This window comes from Pseudomonas lalucatii (genome assembly GCF_018398425.1).
In the GTDB taxonomy this organism is placed as follows: Bacteria; Pseudomonadota; Gammaproteobacteria; order Pseudomonadales; family Pseudomonadaceae; genus Aquipseudomonas; species Aquipseudomonas lalucatii.
This window is the reverse complement of sequence record NZ_JADPMV010000001.1, coordinates 1,898,040-1,918,169: the sequence shown is the minus strand read 5'-3', so window position 1 is coordinate 1,918,169 and position 20,130 is coordinate 1,898,040. Positions and strand designations below refer to the sequence as shown.

The 20,130-nt window shown below is 68.7% G+C and carries 16 protein-coding genes; 2 read left to right on the top strand and 14 right to left on the bottom strand.

Features of this window, described 5'->3' with window-relative positions:
• The first annotated feature begins 83 nt into the window (after positions 1–83).
• Entirely contained in the window at positions 84–2,189 is a 2,106-nt protein-coding gene (pnp, locus tag I0D00_RS08720) for a polyribonucleotide nucleotidyltransferase (protein ID WP_213639330.1), read from the top strand.
• A gap of 118 nt (positions 2,190–2,307) precedes the next feature.
• The gene (locus I0D00_RS08715; protein WP_213639329.1) at positions 2,308–3,723 is read left to right on the top strand and encodes a tetratricopeptide repeat protein; all 1,416 of its coding nucleotides are present in this window, start codon (positions 2,308–2,310) and stop codon (positions 3,721–3,723) included.
• Between the two features lie 57 nt (positions 3,724–3,780).
• Here I0D00_RS08715 and I0D00_RS08710 read toward each other — a convergent pair whose 3' ends face one another.
• The 14 genes from I0D00_RS08710 to I0D00_RS08645 form a co-directional block, all read right to left on the bottom strand.
• Positions 3,781–5,235, bottom strand: coding sequence for a rhomboid family intramembrane serine protease (locus I0D00_RS08710; protein WP_213639328.1), 1,455 nt, complete (start codon positions 5,233–5,235; stop codon positions 3,781–3,783).
• A gap of 21 nt (positions 5,236–5,256) precedes the next feature.
• On the bottom strand, positions 5,257–5,544 hold the full coding sequence (locus I0D00_RS08705; RefSeq protein WP_213639327.1) for a DUF2845 domain-containing protein: 288 nt from the start codon (positions 5,542–5,544) through the stop codon (positions 5,257–5,259).
• 58 nt (positions 5,545–5,602) lie between these two features.
• The gene (locus I0D00_RS08700; RefSeq protein ID WP_213639326.1) at positions 5,603–5,902 is read right to left on the bottom strand and encodes a DUF2845 domain-containing protein; all 300 of its coding nucleotides are present in this window, start codon (positions 5,900–5,902) and stop codon (positions 5,603–5,605) included.
• 56 nt (positions 5,903–5,958) lie between these two features.
• Positions 5,959–6,252, bottom strand: coding sequence for a DUF2845 domain-containing protein (locus I0D00_RS08695; protein WP_213639325.1), 294 nt, complete (start codon positions 6,250–6,252; stop codon positions 5,959–5,961).
• Positions 6,253–6,261: 9 nt separating this feature from the next.
• A complete protein-coding gene (locus I0D00_RS08690; RefSeq protein WP_213639324.1) occupies positions 6,262–9,198 on the bottom strand; it encodes a DUF748 domain-containing protein in 2,937 nt (978 codons plus the stop codon).
• Between the two features lie 102 nt (positions 9,199–9,300).
• Positions 9,301–10,317: a class I SAM-dependent rRNA methyltransferase gene (locus I0D00_RS08685; RefSeq protein ID WP_213639323.1), complete on the bottom strand. Its 1,017-nt coding sequence runs from the start codon at positions 10,315–10,317 to the stop codon at positions 9,301–9,303.
• Between the two features lie 96 nt (positions 10,318–10,413).
• On the bottom strand, positions 10,414–11,592 hold the full coding sequence (locus I0D00_RS08680) for an acetyl-CoA C-acetyltransferase (RefSeq protein WP_213639322.1): 1,179 nt from the start codon (positions 11,590–11,592) through the stop codon (positions 10,414–10,416).
• Between the two features lie 168 nt (positions 11,593–11,760).
• Positions 11,761–13,698, bottom strand: a complete 1,938-nt coding sequence (acs, locus tag I0D00_RS08675; protein WP_213639321.1) for an acetate--CoA ligase — start codon at positions 13,696–13,698, stop codon at positions 11,761–11,763.
• Positions 13,699–13,787: 89 nt separating this feature from the next.
• A complete protein-coding gene (pgi, locus tag I0D00_RS08670; protein ID WP_213639320.1) occupies positions 13,788–15,452 on the bottom strand; it encodes a glucose-6-phosphate isomerase in 1,665 nt (554 codons plus the stop codon).
• A gap of 111 nt (positions 15,453–15,563) precedes the next feature.
• Complete coding sequence (panD, locus tag I0D00_RS08665) at positions 15,564–15,944, bottom strand: aspartate 1-decarboxylase (RefSeq protein ID WP_213639319.1); 381 nt, start codon at positions 15,942–15,944, stop codon at positions 15,564–15,566.
• Positions 15,945–15,987: 43 nt separating this feature from the next.
• Positions 15,988–16,848: a pantoate--beta-alanine ligase gene (gene panC, locus I0D00_RS08660; protein WP_213639318.1), complete on the bottom strand. Its 861-nt coding sequence runs from the start codon at positions 16,846–16,848 to the stop codon at positions 15,988–15,990.
• Positions 16,845–17,645, bottom strand: coding sequence for a 3-methyl-2-oxobutanoate hydroxymethyltransferase (gene panB, locus I0D00_RS08655; protein ID WP_213639317.1), 801 nt, complete (start codon positions 17,643–17,645; stop codon positions 16,845–16,847). The genes panC and panB overlap by 4 nt, the downstream gene beginning before the upstream one ends.
• Before the next feature lie 185 nt (positions 17,646–17,830).
• Positions 17,831–18,313 (bottom strand): 2-amino-4-hydroxy-6-hydroxymethyldihydropteridine diphosphokinase, encoded by a 483-nt coding sequence (gene folK / locus I0D00_RS08650; RefSeq protein ID WP_213639316.1) that lies wholly within the window; start codon positions 18,311–18,313, stop codon positions 17,831–17,833.
• The gene (locus I0D00_RS08645; RefSeq protein WP_213639315.1) at positions 18,313–19,710 is read right to left on the bottom strand and encodes a polynucleotide adenylyltransferase PcnB; all 1,398 of its coding nucleotides are present in this window, start codon (positions 19,708–19,710) and stop codon (positions 18,313–18,315) included. Before I0D00_RS08645 ends, folK begins: the two co-directional genes overlap by 1 nt.
• Between the last annotated feature and the right edge of the window lie 420 nt (positions 19,711–20,130).

Genomic DNA, 20,130 nt, shown 5'->3' with positions numbered 1-20,130 from the left:
GGAGCGGGTCCGACTCCCGCGACTGCCCACGAATTTCGCACCATCCAGATTTCCCCAAAGGCAACAGAGAGAAGGAAAACACCGTGAACCCGGTAATCAAGAAATTCCAGTTCGGTCAGTCGACCGTCACCCTCGAGACTGGCCGCATCGCCCGTCAGGCTTCCGGCGCCGTGCTGGTCACCGTCGACGACGACGTCAGCGTGCTGGTGACCGTGGTCGGTGCCAAGACCGCCGACCCGAGCAAGGGCTTCTTCCCGCTGTCCGTGCACTACCAGGAGAAGACCTACGCCGCGGGCAAGATCCCCGGTGGCTTCTTCAAGCGCGAAGGCCGTCCTTCCGAGAAGGAAACCCTGACCTCGCGCCTGATCGACCGACCGATCCGTCCGCTGTTCCCGGAAGGCTTCATGAATGAAGTGCAGGTCGTCTGCACCGTGGTCTCCACCAGCAAGAAGACCGACCCGGACGTCGCCGCGATGATCGGCACCTCGGCCGCCCTGGCCGTCTCCGGCATTCCCTTCGACGGCCCGATCGGCGCCGCCCGCGTGGCCTTCCACGAGAGCACCGGCTACCTGCTGAACCCGACCTACGAGCAGCTCAAGGCCTCCAGCCTGGACATGGTCGTGGCCGGTACCGAAGACGCCGTGCTGATGGTCGAGTCGGAAGCCAAGGAGCTGACCGAAGACCAGATGCTGGGCGCCGTGCTGTTCGCCCACCAGGAGTTCCAGTCGGTGATCCAGGCCGTCAAGGAACTGGCCGCCGAAGCCGGCAAGCCGACCTGGGACTGGCAGCCGAAGGCGGAGAACACCGCACTGCTGAACGCCATTCGTGGCGAGTTCGGCGCGGAAATCTCCAAGGCCTACACCATCACCGTCAAACAGGATCGCTACAACCGTCTGGGCGAACTGCGTGACCAGGCCGTGGCCAAGCTGTCCGGCGAAGAAGGCCAGCCGAGCGCTGGCGAGGTCAAGGAGGCCTTCGGCGAGATCGAGTACCGCACCGTGCGCGAGAACATCGTCAACGGTCAGCCGCGCATCGACGGCCGCGACACCCGCACCGTGCGCCCGCTGGCCATCGAGGTCGGCGTGTTGGCCAAGACCCACGGTTCGGCGCTGTTCACCCGTGGCGAGACCCAGGCCCTGGTGGTCGCCACCCTCGGCACCGCCCGCGACGCCCAGCTGCTCGATACCCTGGAAGGCGAGAAGAAGGACCCCTTCATGCTGCACTACAACTTCCCGCCGTTCTCGGTCGGTGAGTGTGGTCGCATGGGCGGCGCCGGTCGTCGCGAAATCGGTCACGGCCGCCTGGCCCGCCGCAGCGTCTCGGCCATGCTGCCGAGCGCCGACGAGTTCCCCTACACCATCCGCGTGGTCTCGGAAATCACCGAATCCAACGGTTCGTCCTCCATGGCCTCGGTCTGCGGTGCCTCCCTGGCGCTGATGGACGCCGGCGTGCCGATGAAGGCGCCGGTGGCCGGTATCGCCATGGGCCTGGTCAAGGAAGGCGAGAAGTTCGCCGTGCTGACCGACATCCTCGGCGACGAAGACCACCTGGGCGACATGGACTTCAAGGTCGCCGGTACCGCCAAGGGCGTCACCGCGCTGCAGATGGACATCAAGATCCAGGGCATCACCGAAGAGATCATGGAAATCGCCCTGGGCCAGGCCCTGGAAGCGCGCCTGAACATCCTCGGCCAGATGAACCAGGTGATCGCCCAGTCGCGCAGCGAGCTGTCGGCCAACGCGCCGACCATGATCGCGATGAAGATCGACCAGGACAAGATCCGCGACGTGATCGGCAAGGGCGGCGCCACCATCCGCGCCATCTGCGAGGAGACCAAGGCCTCCATCGACATCGAGGACGACGGCACCATCAAGATCTTCGGCGAGACCAAGGAAGCGGCCGAGGCCGCGCGTCAGCGCGTGCTGGGCATCACCGCCGAGGCCGAGATCGGCAAGATCTACGTCGGCAAGGTCGAGCGCATCGTCGACTTCGGCGCCTTCGTCAACATCCTGCCGGGCAAGGACGGCCTGGTGCACATCTCGATGCTGAGCGATCAGCGCGTCGAGAAGGTCACCGACGTGCTCAAGGAAGGCCAGGAAGTGAAGGTCCTGGTGCTGGACGTGGACAACCGCGGCCGGATCAAGCTATCGATCAAGGACGTCGCCGCGGCGGAAGCCTCGGGTGTCTGATAGCGGGCGACTGTCACGCTGAACGAGAGGGCCGCATTGCGGCCCTCTTTTTTTGCCTGGACAATAGCGCCGCCGCCCCTTCGACGGCTTTTGCACGCCGCACCAGGACCACCCTCTTATGGACAAGACCCTCTGCCGCTACCACCCGGGCCAACCTGCCACCTGGCAGTGTCTGCCCTGCCAGCGCGCCTATGGCGACTGCTGCGTCCCCTTGAATGCCGATGCCCCGGACGACACCCCGGCCTGCCCCCTGTGCAGCGCCCGGCTGCAGTTCCTCGGTGCGGCCAACAGCGCCCAGCCGTTCTGGGAGCGCATCCCCGCGTTCTTCGTCTATGCCCTGCAGGGTGGCCCGCTGGCGTTCGCCGCCCTGCTGGCCCTGGCCAGCCTGTTCATGCCGCGCTGGATAGTGCTCTGGGTGCTGTTGTTCAGCGTGGCGACCAAGTACTTCCACGGCGTGATCGAGGCCAGCAGCCAGGCCGACCGGCAGGCGCCGAGTCTGCTCAGTGCCTTCGGCGGCGAGGGCTTCAGCCTGTTCTGCAAGCAGCTGGCGGTGTTTCTCATCGCCTTCGCCGCGCTTTGGCTGGCGGCCGACTTCGACAGCGAGGCGTTGTACTGGACGGTGAATATCGGCCTGCTGCTGGCGCTGCCGGCCAGCATCATCCGCCTGGCGCTGGACAAGGAGTTGGCGGCGGCGCTGAGCCCGGAGCAGGTCGGCCAGGTGATCGGAGCCATGGGCTGGCGCTACCTGATCCTCTGCGCCTTCCTGTTCATCCTCTGGCAGTCGCCGAGCTGGGTCACCCATATGCTCGCCAGCGGCCTGCCGCGGGTAGTGCTGCTGCCGGTGGCGGCCTTCCTGTTCGGTTATTTCGGCGTGGTGATGTGCGCGATGATGGGGTATGCGGTGTTCCAGTATCAGGGCGCCCTGGGTTACGTGATCGCCGATGAAAACGCCTCTGCGGCCTATCCGGCGCCGGAGTACCTGCGCCGGCGCGCCCTGGCCGAGGCGGAGATCCGCCTCAAGGAGGGGCAGAGCGGCCAGGCCCTGGATGCCCTGGCCAGGGCCCTGGAGCGTGATGCCGATGACCTGCGGCTCAACGAGCGCTTCCACCAGTTGCTGTTCGGCCTCAATGCCCGTGAGCGCTGCCTGCGCCATCTGGCCCATTACCTGCCGCTGGCCGCCCGCGCGAACCCGGCGCTGGCGGCAACCGCCCTGCTCAATGTGCGCCAGCTCGGGGCGGACTATCTGCCCGACGATGCCCTGGTCTGCGAACGGGTGGCCGAGGCGTTGCTGCAGCGGCACAAGACCCGGGAAGGCTTGAGCCTGCTGCGTAACCTGCACCGGCGCTTTCCCGACTACCCGCATATCCCGCGGGCCTACCTGCTGGCCAGTCGCGGCTTCGCCGAAGGCCTGGGGCAGATTGAACCGGCGCAGAAGCTGCTGGCCTTCATCCGCGCCCGCTACCCCCAGTCGCCGCTGATGGATGAGGTGGCGAGCCTGGAGACAGCCCTGGGTAGGCTCGCCAGTCTCGCCTGAGGCGGATTCCGGGCCGCGCCCGTGCCAGGCTGGCCCGCGACTGTCGGGGCGGCGCGCTCAGCGTGCCAGGTGGCGGCGGAGCAGGCCCAGCTGGGTGGTCTGGTCGGCGTGGGGGTAGCGCCGAGCGAGGAACTGGCCGAGCTCGGCGAGGCCGCTCAGGTCCCGTTGGCGACCGAGGAGCTTGCCCAGGCGCAGGGTCAGCGCCGGTAGCTCGGCGGGCGGCTGGGCGGTGCGGCTGAGGCGGCGCCAGGCGGCCAGGGCCAGGGCGTGCTGCTCGGCCTGTAGCAGGTGGCGCAGCAGGTGCAGTTGCACGGCCGGATGTTGCAGCAGGGGTTGGTCGGGCGCGGCGCAATCCTCGGCCAGGCGCTGTAGCAGCGGCAGGTTGGTGGTGGGCAGCGGCAACGCGAACAGCTGGCGCAGCACGCCACCGAGCAGCACCTTGTCCTGGCGGCTGCGAGCCAGCGGGTAGAGGCGTTCGAGCAGCTCCAGGCGCCCGGGGTGACGCTCGAGCAGTTGCCGGCCGCGGCTGGCCGCCTGGTCGAGGGCGAAGCTGCCGATCGCGCGATCCAGGTTCTCCAGCTCGCGCTTGAACGGCGCGTCCGGGTCCTCCTTGTGCAGGTAGGCCTGGTCGACCTCGAGCTGGCCGCCCAGGCGCGGCAGCCAGACCGCGAGGAAGCCGGCGCCGAGGCCGCCGAGGTGGGCGTAGTAGTTGACGTTGTCGTCGGCCAGCAGCAGGCCATACAGCTCCTTGCCCAGCCACACCGGCAGTATCCACAGCGCCGGGGCGCGGAAGTAGCCGAACAGCGGGCCCAGCCAGTAGAAGAAGTTGATCCGGCGCAGGCCGTAGACCCCCAGGTACATGCCCATCAGCCCGGAGATGGCCCCGGAGGCGCCGACGCCGCTGACCCAGACCGGGTCCATGATCCACCACAGCAGGTGCGAGGCCACGCCGCTGAGCAGGTAGAGGCCGAGGTACAGCCAGCGCCCCAGGGCGATCTCCAGGGCGAAGCCGAAGATGAACAGGAACAGCATGTTGCTGGCCAGGTGGCCGAAGTCGCCGTGCAGGAACATGGCGCCGAACAGCCCCTCGACACTGAAGCGGGCCGGGATGAAACCGAAGCGCAGGCTGCTGATGCGGTCGCGCGCGGCCTCCGCCTTAGCGCGCGCGGCCTGCCAGGCCGGGTCGCCCTGGTAGGCGGGGTTGTGCCGCAGGCGGCTCTCGAACTGCAGGTCGTAGAGCACCAGGCGCGCCAGGTCGCTGCGGCGCATGGCGTCGACCTGGCGTCGCTGTTCGGCATCCAGCGCGTGGCGCGCGCTGAAGGCGTCGAGAAACAGGGTCCGTTCGCGGCCGAGCAGGCCGCCGTCGAGATAGGTCTGTATCGCCTGGGCCTCGCGCGCCTGATCGCCGCCCTGGTAGGCGAAGTAGATCAGCACGTTGAGCAGGATCAGCAGCAGGGTGACGACCGGCGGCCTGTTCCAGTCCAGCGGGTGTTCGGCGGGGAGAATGAGCATGAATTAGTCGACCCGCAGGCGTCAGTTGCCGCGCTGGCTGTCGATCCGCTGCAGGCGGCCGCCCTGGAAGGTCAGGTAGTAGTACATGCCGTTGCGCGGGCCATAGACCCACTCCTCGATCGGCAGCTCCCGGTCGCCGGCGGCGTTCTCGGTATAGCCGACCAGCTCGCGGCTGGCCGCCTGGCCACACTTGGCCTGGACTTCGCTGGTACGGTCGCCCTTGCTGGCGAGGCCGTGCTCGCAACGCAGGGAGGCCTGGGCACAGGTGACGCTCAGGAGCAGAACGATGGACAGGCTGGTGCGGCGCATGCTGGAGCTTCCTTGTTCCGGGATGGAGCGGCGAGCCTAGCAGCCGCACCGCGGCTTGTCAGTTGCCGCGTTTGCTGTCGATGCGCTGCAGGCGATTACCCTCGAAGCGCAGGAAGTGGTACATGCCGTTGCGCGGGCCGTAGGTCCATTCCTCCACCGCCACTTCGTGGCGAAAGCCGTAGTAGTCCAGCACCTCGCGGTAGCCGAGGAAGTCGCGGCTGCGCGGCTCGCCGCATTTGTCGAGGACCTCGCTGGCGCTGTCGTCGCGGCTGACCAGGGCGCTGCCGCAGCGCAGGGTCGAGGCCGCGGCGGCCGCGGTCGACAGGGTCAGAGCGAGGATCAGCACGAGGGATTTCATCGGGGCCACCGGGAACGGCTCGGAGGGCTTCAGCCTATACCCTGGACGGGCGCGCGTCAGCGCTGGCGGCGCCGCTCGATGCGGGTCAGGCGGTTGCCCTCGAAGGTGAGAATGCTCAGCACCCCGTTGCTGGGGCCGTAGACCCACTCCTCGATCTTGAACTCGCGCCGCTCGTAGGGCCCCAGGGTGTAGCCGACCAGGTCGCGGAAGGCCGGTTCGCCGCATTTCCGCTCGACCTCGAAACTGCGGTCGCCGAGGCTGACCAGCTGGCTGCCGCAACGCAGGGTGTCGGCCTGGGCGAGGCCGGCGCAGCCCATGAGCAGGGTCAGGCTGAGGGTTTTCATGATCATCTGCTCAGCTTATTCGCTATCGAGGTGCAGGGGGCTGGCCACTCGTCCGTCGGCCTCAGGTTTGCCGCGGCTGACATCCAGCAGGTAGATGCGCGCGTCGGCCAGGCCGCCGCGGTCGACCAGATAGTCCTTGATGGCGGCGGCGCGGGCCTGGGCCAGCTGGCGCTGCAGCAGCTTGCTCTGGGCCCAGGACTGCAGCACCGCGTCGCGCAGCCGCGCCGCACGCTGTGGTTCGTCCAGCTCGCCCCATTCGGCGGGGGGCTGCTGCTTCAGGCGGCTGCGGTAGATGCCTTCGAGCAGCGCGGCATGCTGGTCCTCGGGCACCGGCAACAGGGCCGGCTCGGCCGGTACGGCATCGCCCCGGCGCTGGAGGATCTTGTAGTAGCTGGCCTGGTACTCGCGCTGCAGGCGTTGTGCGGCCAGCGGCGCGCCATCGCTGCCCTCGGCGCTCAGCCCCTCGACCTCCAGGCGCAGTGCCGGTCGCTCGCGCAATGCGCCGGCCAGGGTGTCCAGACCGGCCCGCGCCGGGCCATCGAGTTCGGCACTGCCGGCGGCGAACGACACTTGGCTCAGGTCCATGTCGGCACCGCCGCTGACCAGGCCGCCGATGAACTTGAACGGCGCCTGGGCGGCGCGCAGCACCAGGTTGCGCAGGGTCTTCCAGACGATCGGCATCACGCTGAACTCGGGGTTGTTGAGGTCGCCCTGGACCGGCAGCTGGAGGGCGATCCGGCCGTCCGGGTCCTTGAGCAGGGCGACGGCCAGGCGCACCGGCAGGTCGACCGCGCTGGGGCTGTCGACCTTCTCGCCGAGTTGCAGCTGCTCGACCAGCACGCTGTTCTGCGCCTGCAACTGGCCCTTGCTGATGCGGTAGTGCAGGTCCAGGTTGAGCCGGCCCTTGCGGATGCGGTAGCCGGCGAACTTGCCGGAATAGGGGGTCAGGGTGGTCAGTTCGACCTGCTTGAACCGGGTGGCGATATCCAGGCTGTCCAGCGGGTCGAAGGGGTTGAGGCTGCCCTCGACGCTCATCGGCGCATAGCGGTCGACCTTGCCGCTGAGGCTGACCCTGGCCGGCTTGGTACTGCGACTGTCGAGGGTGCCGATGCGGCCGCCCAGCTGCTGGATGGCGGTGGCGAAGTTGGGGGTCAGGCTGAAGTCGGCGAAGTTGGCCGAACCCTCGGCGATGCTCACCTCGCCGATGCGAATGCCCAGCGGCTCGCCGGCCGGCGTGCTTGCCGCGGCGGGCGCCTGGGGCTGGGCGATCAGCAGTTCGTTGAGGTTGGTGCTCAGGTCCTCGTTGATGATGAAACGCGCGTAGGGCTGGTGCAGGCGCACCTTGTCGATGTTCAGCGTGTCGCCGTGTCGGTAGTCGATGCCGTCCAGGTCGAGCCTTTGCCAGCGCACGAAGTCGCGCTCCTTGAGGGTATCGAGGCTGTGCAGCTGGTCGACCTGGGCGCTGCCGCGGACGCTGAAGCGCAGCGGCGCGGTGCCGACGAGATCGACCTGCAGGTCGCTGCCGAGCTGGCCGCTGCGCAGTTCCAGGCGCAGGTAAGGGCTGAGGTAGGCCTGGGCCAGGCGCAGGTCGATATCGCGACTGGCGACCTTCAGGCTGGCCGTGGTGGGGCTCAGCTGCGCCTGACCCTCGGCCTGCAGCCGTCCCTGCTGGCCCAGGCCGGTATTGAGCTTGAGGGTGAAGGGCGAGGTGCCGCGGCTGTCGAAGTCGCTCAGGTCGAGATCGAGGGGGCCGAGCTCCAGCGCCACCTGCTGCTGCGGCACACGGTCGGCCAGGTGGACCCGGTACTCGCGCAGCTGCACGTCGCGCAGCAACACCTGCCAGGCGGGGGCCGGCGTGGTCTTGTCCGCCGTGTCGCTCCTCGCCGCAGGCGCATCCTGCCTGGCGGTAGCGTCAGGGGCCGGCTGCGGGGATGACGCAGTGGCGGGCGGGCCGGCCAGCAGCCTGTGCCAGTCCAGCTGGCCGTCGGCTTCGCGGGCGGCCCAGGTTTCCAGGTTGCGGCTGCGCAGCTTGCCGACCAGCACCTGGCGTTTGCCCAGGTCCACGCGGGTCTCGCCGATGTCCAGGCGTTCCAGGCGCAGCAGCGGGCGACCATCCGGGCTGTCGAGGGCGATGGCGGCGACGCCGACGGCCGCGTTGCTCAACAGCAGTTCGGTGCCCTGGGCCAGGCTCAGGCGGTAGTCCGTGCTCAGCTCGAGCTGGCCGTCCTTCAGTGCCAGGGGCACGGCGTCGCGCACGTAGGGCCAGAAGGTTTGCAGGCGGACTCCGGAGACGCGCAGCTGGCCATCGGAGGCGAGGGGCGCCAGGCCGAACTGGCCTTGCCAGTCGATCCGTGCGCCCTGGGGGCCGCTGGCCACCAGCTTCATCTCGGCATTGTCGCCGGCCAGGGTGCTGAGGTTGTGCAGGTCCAGGTTGAGCGAGTCGTAGGCCAGGTTCACCGGCTCGCCGGGGCGCAGGTCTTCAAAACGCAGGCTCGCTTCGCTCAGGCGCAGGCGGTCGATGCGCAGGGGGAAGAGCTCGCCGGCCGGCTCTTCGGACGTCTGTTGCGGGCGCTCCGGCAGCCTGAACAGCCGGCTCAGGTTGAGCGTGCCGTCGCGGGCCAGCCGCACCTCGCCATGGCCCCCGTCCAGCTCGACGGCCGCCAGGTGCAAGGCGCCGCGCCACAGGCTGTCCAGCTGCAGGTCGGCGTACAGGCGCGCGAAGGCCAGCTGCTGCTGGTCCGGCTCGCCGATGCGCAGCCCCCACAGGCTGAGCTCCAGGCTGAAGGGGTTGAACTGCAGGCGCTCGAGGCGGGCGGGCAGGGTGGCGTACAGCGCCAGCTGCTGGTTGGCGATGCGCAGGGCGATCCCCGGCAGGATGAGGAAGCCCAGCAGGCTGTAGAGGACGCTGGCGATCAACAGGGCGCCGAGGGCGCGTTTCAGTCCTTTGTGCATGAAGATGCGGCAACTGTTCCGAGGCGAAGTGCCTTGGAGTATGGCATGGGTCGCGGGTTCAAATTGTCGGCGGTGACGGCTTTTCAGCCTCCGGGGTGCGACTCAGAATTGCAGGATCAGGGTTTTCAGCGGGGGTTGGCCATCCGGGGAGGGAAAGTCCGCCGCCGGCGCCAGCACCTGGCAGTCGCGCACCGGGCGACCGAGCTTGGCGGCGCAGCGCAGTACCTGCTCGCGCCAGTCGGCCAGGGCGACCTTCGCCAGGTTGTTGCAGCACACCAGCACGCCGTCGTCGGCCGTGGCGAGGATCGCCGGCTTGAGCAGGCTCTGGTAGTCGCGCAGCAGGTCGACGGTGCCGAAGGCGCTCTTGGCCCAGGCCGGCGGGTCGAGGAACACCAAGTCGAACTGGCGCGCGGTCAGGCGCGGGTAGCTGGGCAGCTTGTGGCCGCGGCGCTGGGCCACCGGCAGGCCGGCCAGCTGGCGGATGGCCGGGAAATAGTCGGACTGGACGAACTGCATGGGCGGCAGCTGCGGGTTGAGTGCGCCGTTCTCGCGGCCGACCGCCAGGTTGCCCTCGGCGAAATCCAGGTTGACCACCTCGCGGGCGCCGCCGGCGGCGGCCGCCAGGCCGACGCCACAGGTGTAGGCGAACAGGTTGAGCACCGACTTGCCGGCGCTGTGCGCCTTGACCCAGCCGCGGGCCTCGCGCAGGTCGAGGAACAGCAGGGGGTCCTGGCCGGGATGACGGCCGCGTACCCGGTAGGCCAGGCCCCACTCATGGCCGACCAGGTCGGCCAGGGCGTTGTCCTCGGCCCGGTAGACCGGGTCACTGCGGTCGATCCGCGAATTGCCCTGGGAACGGTCGTTGTAGACCAGCAGCAGGGGCAGGTCGAGCCATGCGCGGCACTGCTCGGCCAGGCCCAGCAGCTGCTCGCGCTCGAGGCGCTGGTGGAAGCTCTGCACCAGCAATTGCGGGCCGTAGCGGTCCAGAGTCAGGCCGCCGGCGCCTTCCTGGCTGCCGTGGAACAGGCGGTAGCAGTCGCTGCCCTGGCCGTGCAGGTCGGCGAGCAGCGTCTGGCGGTTGTGGAGGGCGGCGCGCAGCGCCTGGTCGAGAGAGGACATGCGCGGCGACTCGCTAAGAGGGGCGCGCAGTCTAGCAAAAAAAGCCGGCGGCCTCTCTCGAGGCGGCGCCGGCCTTCAGTCGTGCGACGACGGCGTCTAGCGCTCGATGGCCAGGGCCACGCCCTGGCCGCCGCCGATGCACAGGGTGGCCAGGCCCTTCCTGGCGTCGCGCTTGATCATCTCGTGCAGCAGGGTCACCAGCACCCGGCAACCCGAGCCGCCGATCGGGTGGCCCAGGGCGATGGCGCCGCCGTTGACGTTGACCCTGGCCGCGTCCCAGCCCAGCTCCTTGCCGACCGCCAGGGCCTGCACGGCGAAGGCCTCGTTGGCCTCGATCAGGTCCAGCTGATCCAGGCTCCAGCCGGCCTTGTCCAGGCAGCGGCGGGTGGCCGAGACCGGGGCGATGCCCATGATCGCCGGATCGACCCCGGCGTTGGCATAGGCCGCGATGCGCGCCAGCACCGGCAGGCCCAGGGCCTCGGCCTTGGCGGCGCTCATCAGCAGCACCGCGGCGGCGCCGTCGTTGAGGCTGGAGGCGTTGCCGGAGGTGACGCTGCCGTCCTTCTTGAACGCCGGCTTGCTGCTGGCCAGGGACTCCAGGGTGGTGCCGGCGCGGGGTTGCTCGTCGGTGGCGAAGGCGGTGGGCTCGCCCTTGCGCTGGGGAATGAGGATCGGCGTGATCTCCTCGGCGAAGCGCCCCGACTCGATGGCCGCGGCGGCCTTGCGCTGCGACTCGGCGGCGAAGGCGTCCTGCTCCGCGCGGCCGATCTGGTACTTGTCGGCCAGGTTCTCGGCGGTGATGCCCATGTGGTAGTCGTTGAAGGCGTCCCACAGGCCGTCGTGGATCATGCTGTCGAGCAGCTGGCCGTGGCCCATGCGCAGGCCGCTGCGCATGTTGGGCACGACATGGGGGGCCAGGCTCATGTTCTCCATGCCGCCGGCGATGATCACTTCGGCGTCGCCGCAGCGAATCGCCTGGGCGCCCAGGTGCAGGGCCTTGAGCCCCGAGCCGCAGACCTTGTTCAGGGTCAGGGCCGGCACCGCGTGGGGCAGGCCGGCGCGGATCGCGGCCTGGCGCGCGGGGTTCTGCCCGGCACCGGCGGTGAGCACCTGGCCGAGGATCACCTCGTCGACCTCGGCGCCGTTCAGGCCGGTCTGCTCCAGCAGGCGGCGGATCACCGCGGCGCCCAGTTCGACGGCCGGAATGCCAGCCAGCGAGCCCTGGAAGCTGCCGATGGCGGTGCGGGTGGCGGCGACGATGACGACTTCTTGCATGATCGATCCTCACGAATGACGGGCGCGGCGGGCCGCGAAAGGGCCGTTATGGTGGCACAGAGCTTCGGCCTCCGACCAGTACGCGAACCGGGCGGTCAGGTGGCCGGTGCCGGCCGCGGGGCGATGCCGGGCATCGCCCCGCGGTGGCGGGCGGGGAGGGGGCGCCGCTCAGCGGTTTAGGCGCTGGTCGATCAGGCCGTCGACCACCGACGGGTCGGCCAGCGTCGAGGTGTCGCCGAGGCTGTCCAGCTCGTTGCAGGCGATCTTGCGCAGGATGCGCCGCATGATCTTGCCGGAGCGGGTCTTGGGCAGTCCGGGGGCCCACTGCAGCAGCTCGGGCTTGGCGAAGCTGCCGATTTCCTTGGCGACCAGGGTCAGCAGTTCCTTCTGCAGCTCGTCGCTCGGCGCCACCCCGTTCATCGGGGTGACGAAGGCGTAGATGCCCTGGCCCTTGACGTCGTGGGGGTAGCCGACCACCGCGGCCTCGGCCACCGCGTCGTGCAGCACCAGGGCGCTTTCCACCTCGGCGGTGCCGATGCGGTGGCCGGAGACGTTGATCACGTCGTCGACCCGGCCGGTGATCCAGTAGTAGCCGTCCTCGTCGCGGCGCGCGCCGTCGCCGCTGAAGTAGTAGCCGGGGTAGGGCTTGAAGTAGGTATCGATCAGCCGCTGGTGGTCGCCGTAGACGCTGCGGATCTGGCTCGGCCAGCTGGCCTTGATCGCCAGCACGCCGCTGCCCGGGCCGTCGATTTCCTGGCCCTTCTCGTCCAGCAGCACCGGCTGCACGCCGAAGAACGGGCGGGTCGCCGAGCCGGGCTTGAGGTCGGTGGCGCCCGGCAGCGGGGCGATCATGATGGCGCCGGTCTCGGTCTGCCACCAGGTGTCGACGATCGGGCAGCGGCGCTCGCCGACCACGTTGAAGTACCACTCCCAGGCTTCCGGGTTGATCGGCTCGCCCACCGAGCCGAGCAGGCGCAGGCTGCTGCGCGAGGCGCTCTTGACGGGGGCCTCGCCCTCGCGCATCAGCGCGCGGATGGCGGTCGGCGCGGTGTAGAAGATATTCACCTGGTGCTTGTCGATGACCTGCCAGAAACGCGAGGCGTCCGGGTAGTTCGGCACGCCCTCGAAGATCAGGCTGGTGGCGCCGTTGGCCAGCGGGCCGTAGACGATGTAGCTGTGGCCGGTGACCCAGCCGACATCGGCGGTGCACCAGTAGACGTCGCCGTCGTGGTAGTCGAACACGTACTTGTGGGTCATCGCCGCCTGCAGCAGGTAGCCGCCGGTGGTGTGCAGCACGCCCTTGGGCTTGCCGGTGGAGCCCGAGGTATAGAGGATGAACAACGGGTCCTCGGCGTCCATCGGCTCGGGCGGGCAGTCGCCGCTGGCACCGTGCAGGGCCTCGTGGTACCAGAGGTCGCGGTCGGGATTCCAGTCGATGCTGCCCTGGGTGCGCTGCACCACCAGCACGGTGGAGACGTTCGGGCAGCTGTGCAGGGCCTTGTCGACGTTGGCCTTGAGCGGCACGTACTTGCCGCCGCGCACGCCTTCGTCGGCGGTGATCACCGTGCGGCAATCGGCATCCAGGATGCGGTCGCGCAGGGCGTCGGGGGAGAAGCCGCCGAACACCACCGAGTGCACCGCGCCGATGCGCGCGCAGGCGAGCATGGCATAGGCCGCCTCCGGGACCATCGGCATGTAGATGCAGACCCGGTCGCCCTTCTGCACGCCGCGGCTCTTGAGCACATTGGCCAGGCGGCAGACCTGGTGGTGCAGCTTGTTGTAGCTGATGTGGGCGGACTCGCTGGGGTTGTCGCCTTCCCAGATCAGCGCGACCTGCTCGCCGCGCTGCAGCAGGTGGCGGTCGATGCAGTTGTAGCTGACGTTCAGCTGGCCGCCCTTGAACCAGCTGGCTTGGCCCTTGTGCATGTCGACGTGGTGCACGCTGAGCCAGGGCTTGAACCAGTCGAGGAAGGCCTTGGCCTGCTCGGCCCAGAAGGTTTCCGGCTGTTCCACCGACTGCCGGTACAGGCGCTCGTAGGCCTCTGCGTCGAGGTGGGCGCGCTGGCGCACGGCATCGGCCACGGGGTGGCGGGTGATCTCAAACATGGCGGGTCCTTTTGTCTGGTTGTGTCCGCGATGTCCGTAAGGTTAGCACCCAAGCGGTGGCCGGGTTCAAGTGCCGGTCGCCGGCGGGCTCAGCCGCGGTGGCGGGCGCGGAAGAAGTCGATCAGGCCCTGGGTGGATTGGTCCTCGGCCGTGCTCTGCTCGGCACCCAGCAGGCGCGAATAGACGCCCTTGCCCAGCTCCTTGCCCAGTTCCACGCCCCACTGGTCGAAGGCGTTGATGCCCCAGATCGCACTCTGGGCGAACACCTTGTGCTCGTACAGCGCCACCAGGGCGCCGAGGCGGCGCGGACTGACCCGCTCGAGTACCAGGGTGTTGCTCGGGCGGTTGCCGGGGATCACCTTGTGCGCGGCGAGCTGGCTGACCCGGGTCTCCTCCAGGCCCTTGGCGCGCAGTTCCGCCTCGGCCTCGGCCTGGGTCTTGCCGAGCATCAGCGCCTGGCTCTGCGACAGGCAGTTGGCATAGAGCCACTGGTGATGGTCGGCCACCGGGTTGTAGCTGACCACCGGCACGATGAAGTCGGCCGGAATCAGCAGGGTGCCCTGGTGCAACAACTGGTGGTAGGCGTGCTGGCCGTTGCAGCCGACGCCGCCCCAGATCACCGGCCCGGTGGCGCAGGGCGCAGGGCGGCCGTCCTGCAGCACGCGCTTGCCGTTGGACTCCATGTCCAGCTGCTGCAGGTGCTTGGTGATGTTGCGCAGGTAGTGGTCGTAGGGCAGGATCGCCTGGGTCTGCGCGCCCCAGAAGTTGCCGTACCAGATGCCCAGCAGGGCCAGCAGCACCGGCATGTTCTGCTCGAAGGGGGCTTCCCGGAAGTGCTGGTCCATGCTGTAGGCGCCGGACAGCAGCTCCTTGAAGTTGGACATGCCGATGGACATGGCGATCGGCAGGCCGATGGCCGACCACAGCGAATAGCGGCCGCCGACCCAGTCCCACATCGGCAGGATGTTCTCCGCGTGGATGCCGAAGGCCACCGCCGCCTCCTGGTTGCTGGTGACGGCGATGAAGTGGCGGTACAGCTCGGCCTCGGAACCGCCCTGGGCGAGGTACCAGCGGCGCGCGGCCTGGGCGTTCTTCAGGGTTTCCAGGGTACCGAAGGACTTCGAGGAGACGATGAACAGGGTGGTCTCGGCCTTCAGCCTGGCCGCCAGTTCGTGGAAGGAGCTGCCGTCGATGTTGGCCAGGTAGTGGCAGCGCACGCCGCGCTGGGCGAAGGGCAGCAGGGCCTCGGAGACCAGCTGCGGGCCGAGGAAGGAGCCGCCGATGCCGATGTTGACCACGTCGGTGATCGGCTTCTCGCTGTAGCCGCGCCACAGGCCGTCGTGCACGCGGCCGACCAGCTCGGTCATCTGGTGCAGCACCCGGTGCACCTCGGGCATCACGTCGACGCCGTCGACCAGCACGCGGTCGCCGATCGGCCGGCGCAGGGCGGTGTGCAGGGCCGGGCGGCCTTCCGAGGCGTTGACCGCCTCGCCGTCGAACAGCGCGTCGATCGCCTGCTGCAGGCCGCACTCCCGGGCCAGGCGCACCAGCAGGTCGCGGGTCTCGCCGGTGATCAGGTTCTTCGAGTAGTCGAGAAACAGGCCGCAGCTGCTCAGCGACAGCTGGCCGAAGCGCTCGGGGTCGGAGTCGAACGCCTCGCGCATGCTGAAGTTCTGCAAGCGGGCCCGATGGTCCTGCAGCGCCTGCCAGGCCGGCAGGGCGGTGACATCGAGCGGGTGCTGGTAGTACGTCATTGCGGGGGCTTCCTTCTGCTGAGGCGGTCGCGGGAATCTGCTCCCGGGACAATAAAAAGCCCGGAGCACAGGCCGTGTCCGGGCTTTGAGTGTAACCGGGGTGGTGTCGACTCAGGCAACCTGCACCGGGATCGCGTTGCTGGTGTGGCTCAGTTCGTTGCCCGGCGCCATGTACAGCATGCGTGGCTTGAAGCTGGCCAGTTCGGCCTCGCTGTAGTGGGCGTAGGCGCAAATGATCACGCGGTCGCCGACCTTGGCCTTGTGCGCCGCGGCGCCGTTCACCGAGATCATCCGCGAACCGGCTTCGCCGCGAATCGCATAGGTGGTGAAACGTTCGCCGTTGTCGATGTTGTAGATCTGGATCTGCTCGTACTCGTGGATGCCGGCCAGGTCCAGCCACTCGCCGTCGATGGCGCAGGAGCCCTCGTAGTCGAGCACGGCATGGGTGACTTCGGCGCGGTGCAGTTTGGCCTTGAGCATGATCGCGTGCATGGCGTTCTCCATAAGCGGGTGGCGGCAGCAGGTGCCTGCCGGGTCAGGGGGTGGCGTCGAGGTCGAGCGCCAGGTTGTCGATCAGGCGGGTGCTGCCGATGAAGGCGGCGACCAGTATCACCAGCTGGCGGTCCTCGGGGGTGGCCGGGCGCAGGCTGTTCGCCTGGCGAATCTCCAGGTAGTCGGGGCGGAAGCCGGCGGCGCGCTGTTGCTCCTGGGCGGCGGCGACCAGCTCGGCGAAGTTGCGCTCGCCTGCACGCAGCGCCGCGGCGATCCGTTGCAGGCCGCGGTACAGGGTCGGCGCCACGGCGCGTTGTTCGGGAGTCAGGTAGCCGTTGCGCGAGGACAGCGCCAGGCCGTCCTCGGCGCGCACCGTCGGCTCGCCGATGATCTGGATCGGCATGTTCAGGTCGCGCACCAGGGTGCGGATCACCGCCAGCTGCTGGAAGTCCTTCTGGCCGAACACCGCCAGGTCCGGCTGCACCATGTTGAGCAGCTTGGTCACCACGGTGGCGACGCCCTCGAAGTGCCCGGGGCGGCTGGCGCCGCACAGGCCCTCGGCGACGCCCGGCACGCTGACGCGGGTCTGGCCGGCCATGCCGTCCGGATACATCTCCTCGACGTCCGGGGTGAACAGCAGGTGGCAGCCGGCCTCGAGCAGCCTGTCCTGGTCCGCGGCGAGGGTGCGCGGGTAGGTGGCGAGGTCTTCGTTGGGGCCGAACTGCAGCGGGTTGACGAAGATGCTCGCCACCACGAAGTCGGCGCGCTGGGCGGCCTTGGTCACCAGGGCGGCATGGCCGGCGTGCAGGTTGCCCATGGTCGGCACGAAGCCGATCTGCTTGCCCTCGGCGCGTGCCTGGGCCACGGCCGCGCGCAGGTCGCGGATGGTCTTGACCGTGTTCATGCGGAGAACCCGTGTTCGGCGGCGGGGAAGCTGGCGTCCTTGACCGCCCTGACGTAGGCGCCGAGCGCCGCCTGGATGCTGCTCTGGCCGGCCATGAAGTCCTTGACGAATTTCGGCGTGCGGCCGCTGAGGGACAAACCGAGCATGTCGTGCAGCACCAGGACCTGGCCATCGGTGGCGTTGCCGGCGCCGATGCCGATCACCGGAATCTTCACCGCCTGGCTGATCTCGGCGGCCAGTTCGCTGGGCACGCACTCGAGCAGCAGCATGGCCGCGCCGGCCTGCTCCAGGGCCATGGCGTCGGCGCGCATCTGCCGTGCCTGGGCCTCCTGGCGGCCCTGGACCTTGTAGCCGCCGAGCAGGTTGACCGCCTGCGGGGTCAGGCCGAGATGGGCGCAGACCGGCACGCCGCGCTCGGCCAGCAGGCGGATAGGCTCGGCCAGCCAGGCGGCGCCTTCCAGTTTGACCATGTGGGCGCCGGCCTGCATCAGGGTGGCGCTGTTGGCCAGGGTCTGCTCGTTGGTGGCGTAGGCCATGAACGGCAGGTCGGCGAGGATCAGTGCGCCCTGATTGCCGCGCTTGACGCTGGCGACGTGGTAGGCCATTTCGGCGACGCTGACCGGCAGGGTGCTGTCGTGCCCCTGCAGGACCATGCCGAGGGAGTCGCCGACCAGCAGCATTTCGACCCCGGCCTGGCAGGCGGCCTGGGCGAAGGTGGCGTCGTAGCAGGTCAGCATGGCGATCTTCTCGCCACTCTGCTTGAGGCTCTGCAGGGTGCTCAGGGTAACGTCAGGCATGAAAGATCGTCCTCACTCAGGCGTCCAGCCGGCAGTCGGGCTGCTTCTAATCGGCCTGCATTGGCCGCGGATTTCACCGGTGCGGGGCAACGGGACGCCTATAGTCCAGATGGGGCGGCTCGAAGTCAATTGCGGGTGTTACCGACTTGTTACGGACGTTACCGGGGCTGTCGCGGCGCTTGCCGTCAGTCCAGGCGCTCCAGGCCGGCGAAGGGGCAGGCGGCGAGCAGTTCGCTCAGGTGGCGGCCGTCCGGCAGGCGCAACTCGGGGGCCAGTTCGGCCAGGGGGTAGAGCACGAAGGGCCGGGCGTGCATGTGGTAGTGCGGCACGCACAGGCGCGGTTCGTCGAGCTGGCGCTGGCCGAACAGCAGGATGTCCAGGTCGAGGGTGCGCGGTCCCCAGCGTTCGGCCTTGCGCGTGCGCCCCTGGCTCAGCTCGATGGCCTGCAGGGCGTCGAGCAGGGCCAGCGGGCTGAGCGCGGTGTCCAGTGCGGCCACGGCGTTGACGTAGCGCGGCTGGTCCGCCGGGCCGAGCGGGTCGCTGGCATAGAAGGACGAGGTGGCCGCGAGTCGCGAGTCGGGCAGCGCGGCCAGTGCCGCGAGGGCGCCGCGCAGTTGCTCGTGTGGCTCGGCCAGGTTGCTGCCCAGGCCGATATAGACCCGTTCCATCAGTCGTTGCCGGGCTTGGTCGTGCCGGCGTCGGCGCCGCGCTTGCGTCGGCCGCCGCTGCGCTTGCGCTTGCGCGGCGCAGCGGGGCCGTCGTCCTTGCCGCTGAGGTCGCGGATCATGCTGCGCCGCTCGCTGTCGCTGGCATCCTGATAGACGGTCCACCAGTCGCCCAGGCCATCGGTCTGCTCGCCGGCGCTCTCGCGCAGCAGGAGGAAGTCGTAGCCGGCACGGAAGCGCGGGTTCTCCAGCAGCAGGTCGGCGCGTTTGCCGCTGCGCCGCGGCAGGCGCTCCTGCATGTCCCAGATCTCGCGGATCGGCAGGGTGAAGCGCTTGGGCACGGCGATGCGCTGGCACTGTTCGCTGATCAGCTCGTGGGCCGCCTCCTGCATCGCCGGGATCGGCGGCATGCCGCGCTCCTGCAGCTTCAGCACGCGGGCCGGCAGCGCCGGCCAGAGCAGCGCGGCGAAGAGGAACGCCGGGGTCACCGGCTTGCCCTGCTGGATGCGCAGGTCGGTGTTGGCCAGGGCGTTGTGGATCAGGGTATCGGTGTAGTCCGGGTTGTGCTTGAGCGCCGCGGCGCTGGCCGGGAACAGCTGACCGAACAGGCCATAGTCCACCAGCAGCTCGTAGGTATAGACCGCGTAGCCGGCGAGGAACAGCTTGAGCACCTCGTCGAACAGGCGCGCGGCGGGGATCTCGCCGAGCATGGGCGCCAGCTTGTAGATCGGTGCGGCGCTGTGTTTTTCGATATCGAAATCCAGCTTGGCGGCGAAGCGCACCGCCCGCAGCATGCGCACCGGGTCTTCCTGGTAGCGCTGGGTCGGATCGCCGATCAGGCGGATCAGGTGGTTGCGGATGTCGTGCACGCCGTGGGCGTAGTCGAGGATGCGCTCGTTGCCCGGGTCGTAGTACAGCGCGTTGATGGTGAAGTCGCGGCGCTGGGCATCGTCCTCCAGGCTGCCGTAGACGTTGTCGCGCAGGATGCGCCCGCTCTCGTGGCGTGCCGCGCGCGGGTCGTCGTCTTCGTCCTGGGGATGGTTGGCGCGGAAGGTGGCGACCTCGATGATCTCGCGGCCGAAATGCACGTGCACCAGCTTGAAGCGGCGACCGATCACCCGGGCGTTGCGGAACTCGGCGCGAACCTGCTCGGGGGTGGCGCTGGTGGCGACGTCGAAATCCTTGGGGTCGAGGTCCAGCAGCAGGTCGCGCACGCAGCCGCCGACCAGATAGGCCTGGTAGCCGGCACTCTGCAGGCGCTCGACCACGCCGATGGCATGGCGGCTGATGTCCCCGCGGTGGATCGGGTGCTGGCGGTTGCTCAGGACCTCGGGGGTGCTGTGCGAGTGTTTGGCGCGGCGCAGGGGGGAACGTAGAGACTTGAACAGCTTTTTCAGCATGGGATGCACTGTTTGACGGAATGACTGGCCAGAATAGGTGATGGCCGCGAGAGTGGCGCGGATTCTAGCATCGAGTCGGGGGATGGTGTAGGAAGCGGCGGGAATGCGTCGGTTTGGGCGGGGCAGAAGCTACTGGGGGAGCCTAGGCTCCCCCCCAAGTAGGTGCGTGCTTCGTTTTTATTATTATGGCGAGCTTGTTGTTCTTGTTGGGTTGCTCGCTCCGTCGGGTCAAGGACCCGTGGAGAACCTCCCAAGCCGGGAGTCAATAGCAAACGGATTACTTTGGATGCTGATGTTGCCATGATCCTTCCGTGACCCAACCAGTGCGGGAGCTGCCTCGTGGCAGTTTTATTGTTCTCGGCCTGGTCGTGGGGCGAACCCCAAAGGCAATTCCGTTCCAAAATGATCAGTTAGCTGCGC

What these genes read in the sequence shown, in the direction of transcription:
- I0D00_RS08680 (WP_213639322.1), bottom strand. Translation starts at nt 11,592, where the DNA reads ATGCAAGAAGTCGTCATCGTCGCCGCCACCCGCACCGCCATCGGCAGC.
- panC (WP_213639318.1), bottom strand. Translation starts at nt 16,848, where the DNA reads ATGAACACGGTCAAGACCATCCGCGACCTGCGCGCGGCCGTGGCCCAG.
- I0D00_RS08690 (WP_213639324.1), bottom strand. Translation starts at nt 9,198, where the DNA reads ATGCACAAAGGACTGAAACGCGCCCTCGGCGCCCTGTTGATCGCCAGC.
- panB (WP_213639317.1), bottom strand. Translation starts at nt 17,645, where the DNA reads ATGCCTGACGTTACCCTGAGCACCCTGCAGAGCCTCAAGCAGAGTGGC.
- I0D00_RS08695 (WP_213639325.1), bottom strand. Translation starts at nt 6,252, where the DNA reads ATGATCATGAAAACCCTCAGCCTGACCCTGCTCATGGGCTGCGCCGGC.
- I0D00_RS08685 (WP_213639323.1), bottom strand. Translation starts at nt 10,317, where the DNA reads ATGTCCTCTCTCGACCAGGCGCTGCGCGCCGCCCTCCACAACCGCCAG.
- I0D00_RS08705 (WP_213639327.1), bottom strand. Translation starts at nt 5,544, where the DNA reads ATGCGCCGCACCAGCCTGTCCATCGTTCTGCTCCTGAGCGTCACCTGT.
- I0D00_RS08645 (WP_213639315.1), bottom strand. Translation starts at nt 19,710, where the DNA reads ATGCTGAAAAAGCTGTTCAAGTCTCTACGTTCCCCCCTGCGCCGCGCC.
- I0D00_RS08715 (WP_213639329.1), top strand. Translation starts at nt 2,308, where the DNA reads ATGGACAAGACCCTCTGCCGCTACCACCCGGGCCAACCTGCCACCTGG.
- acs (WP_213639321.1), bottom strand. Translation starts at nt 13,698, where the DNA reads ATGTTTGAGATCACCCGCCACCCCGTGGCCGATGCCGTGCGCCAGCGC.
- I0D00_RS08710 (WP_213639328.1), bottom strand. Translation starts at nt 5,235, where the DNA reads ATGCTCATTCTCCCCGCCGAACACCCGCTGGACTGGAACAGGCCGCCG.
- panD (WP_213639319.1), bottom strand. Translation starts at nt 15,944, where the DNA reads ATGCACGCGATCATGCTCAAGGCCAAACTGCACCGCGCCGAAGTCACC.
- I0D00_RS08700 (WP_213639326.1), bottom strand. Translation starts at nt 5,902, where the DNA reads ATGAAATCCCTCGTGCTGATCCTCGCTCTGACCCTGTCGACCGCGGCC.
- pgi (WP_213639320.1), bottom strand. Translation starts at nt 15,452, where the DNA reads ATGACGTACTACCAGCACCCGCTCGATGTCACCGCCCTGCCGGCCTGG.
- folK (WP_213639316.1), bottom strand. Translation starts at nt 18,313, where the DNA reads ATGGAACGGGTCTATATCGGCCTGGGCAGCAACCTGGCCGAGCCACAC.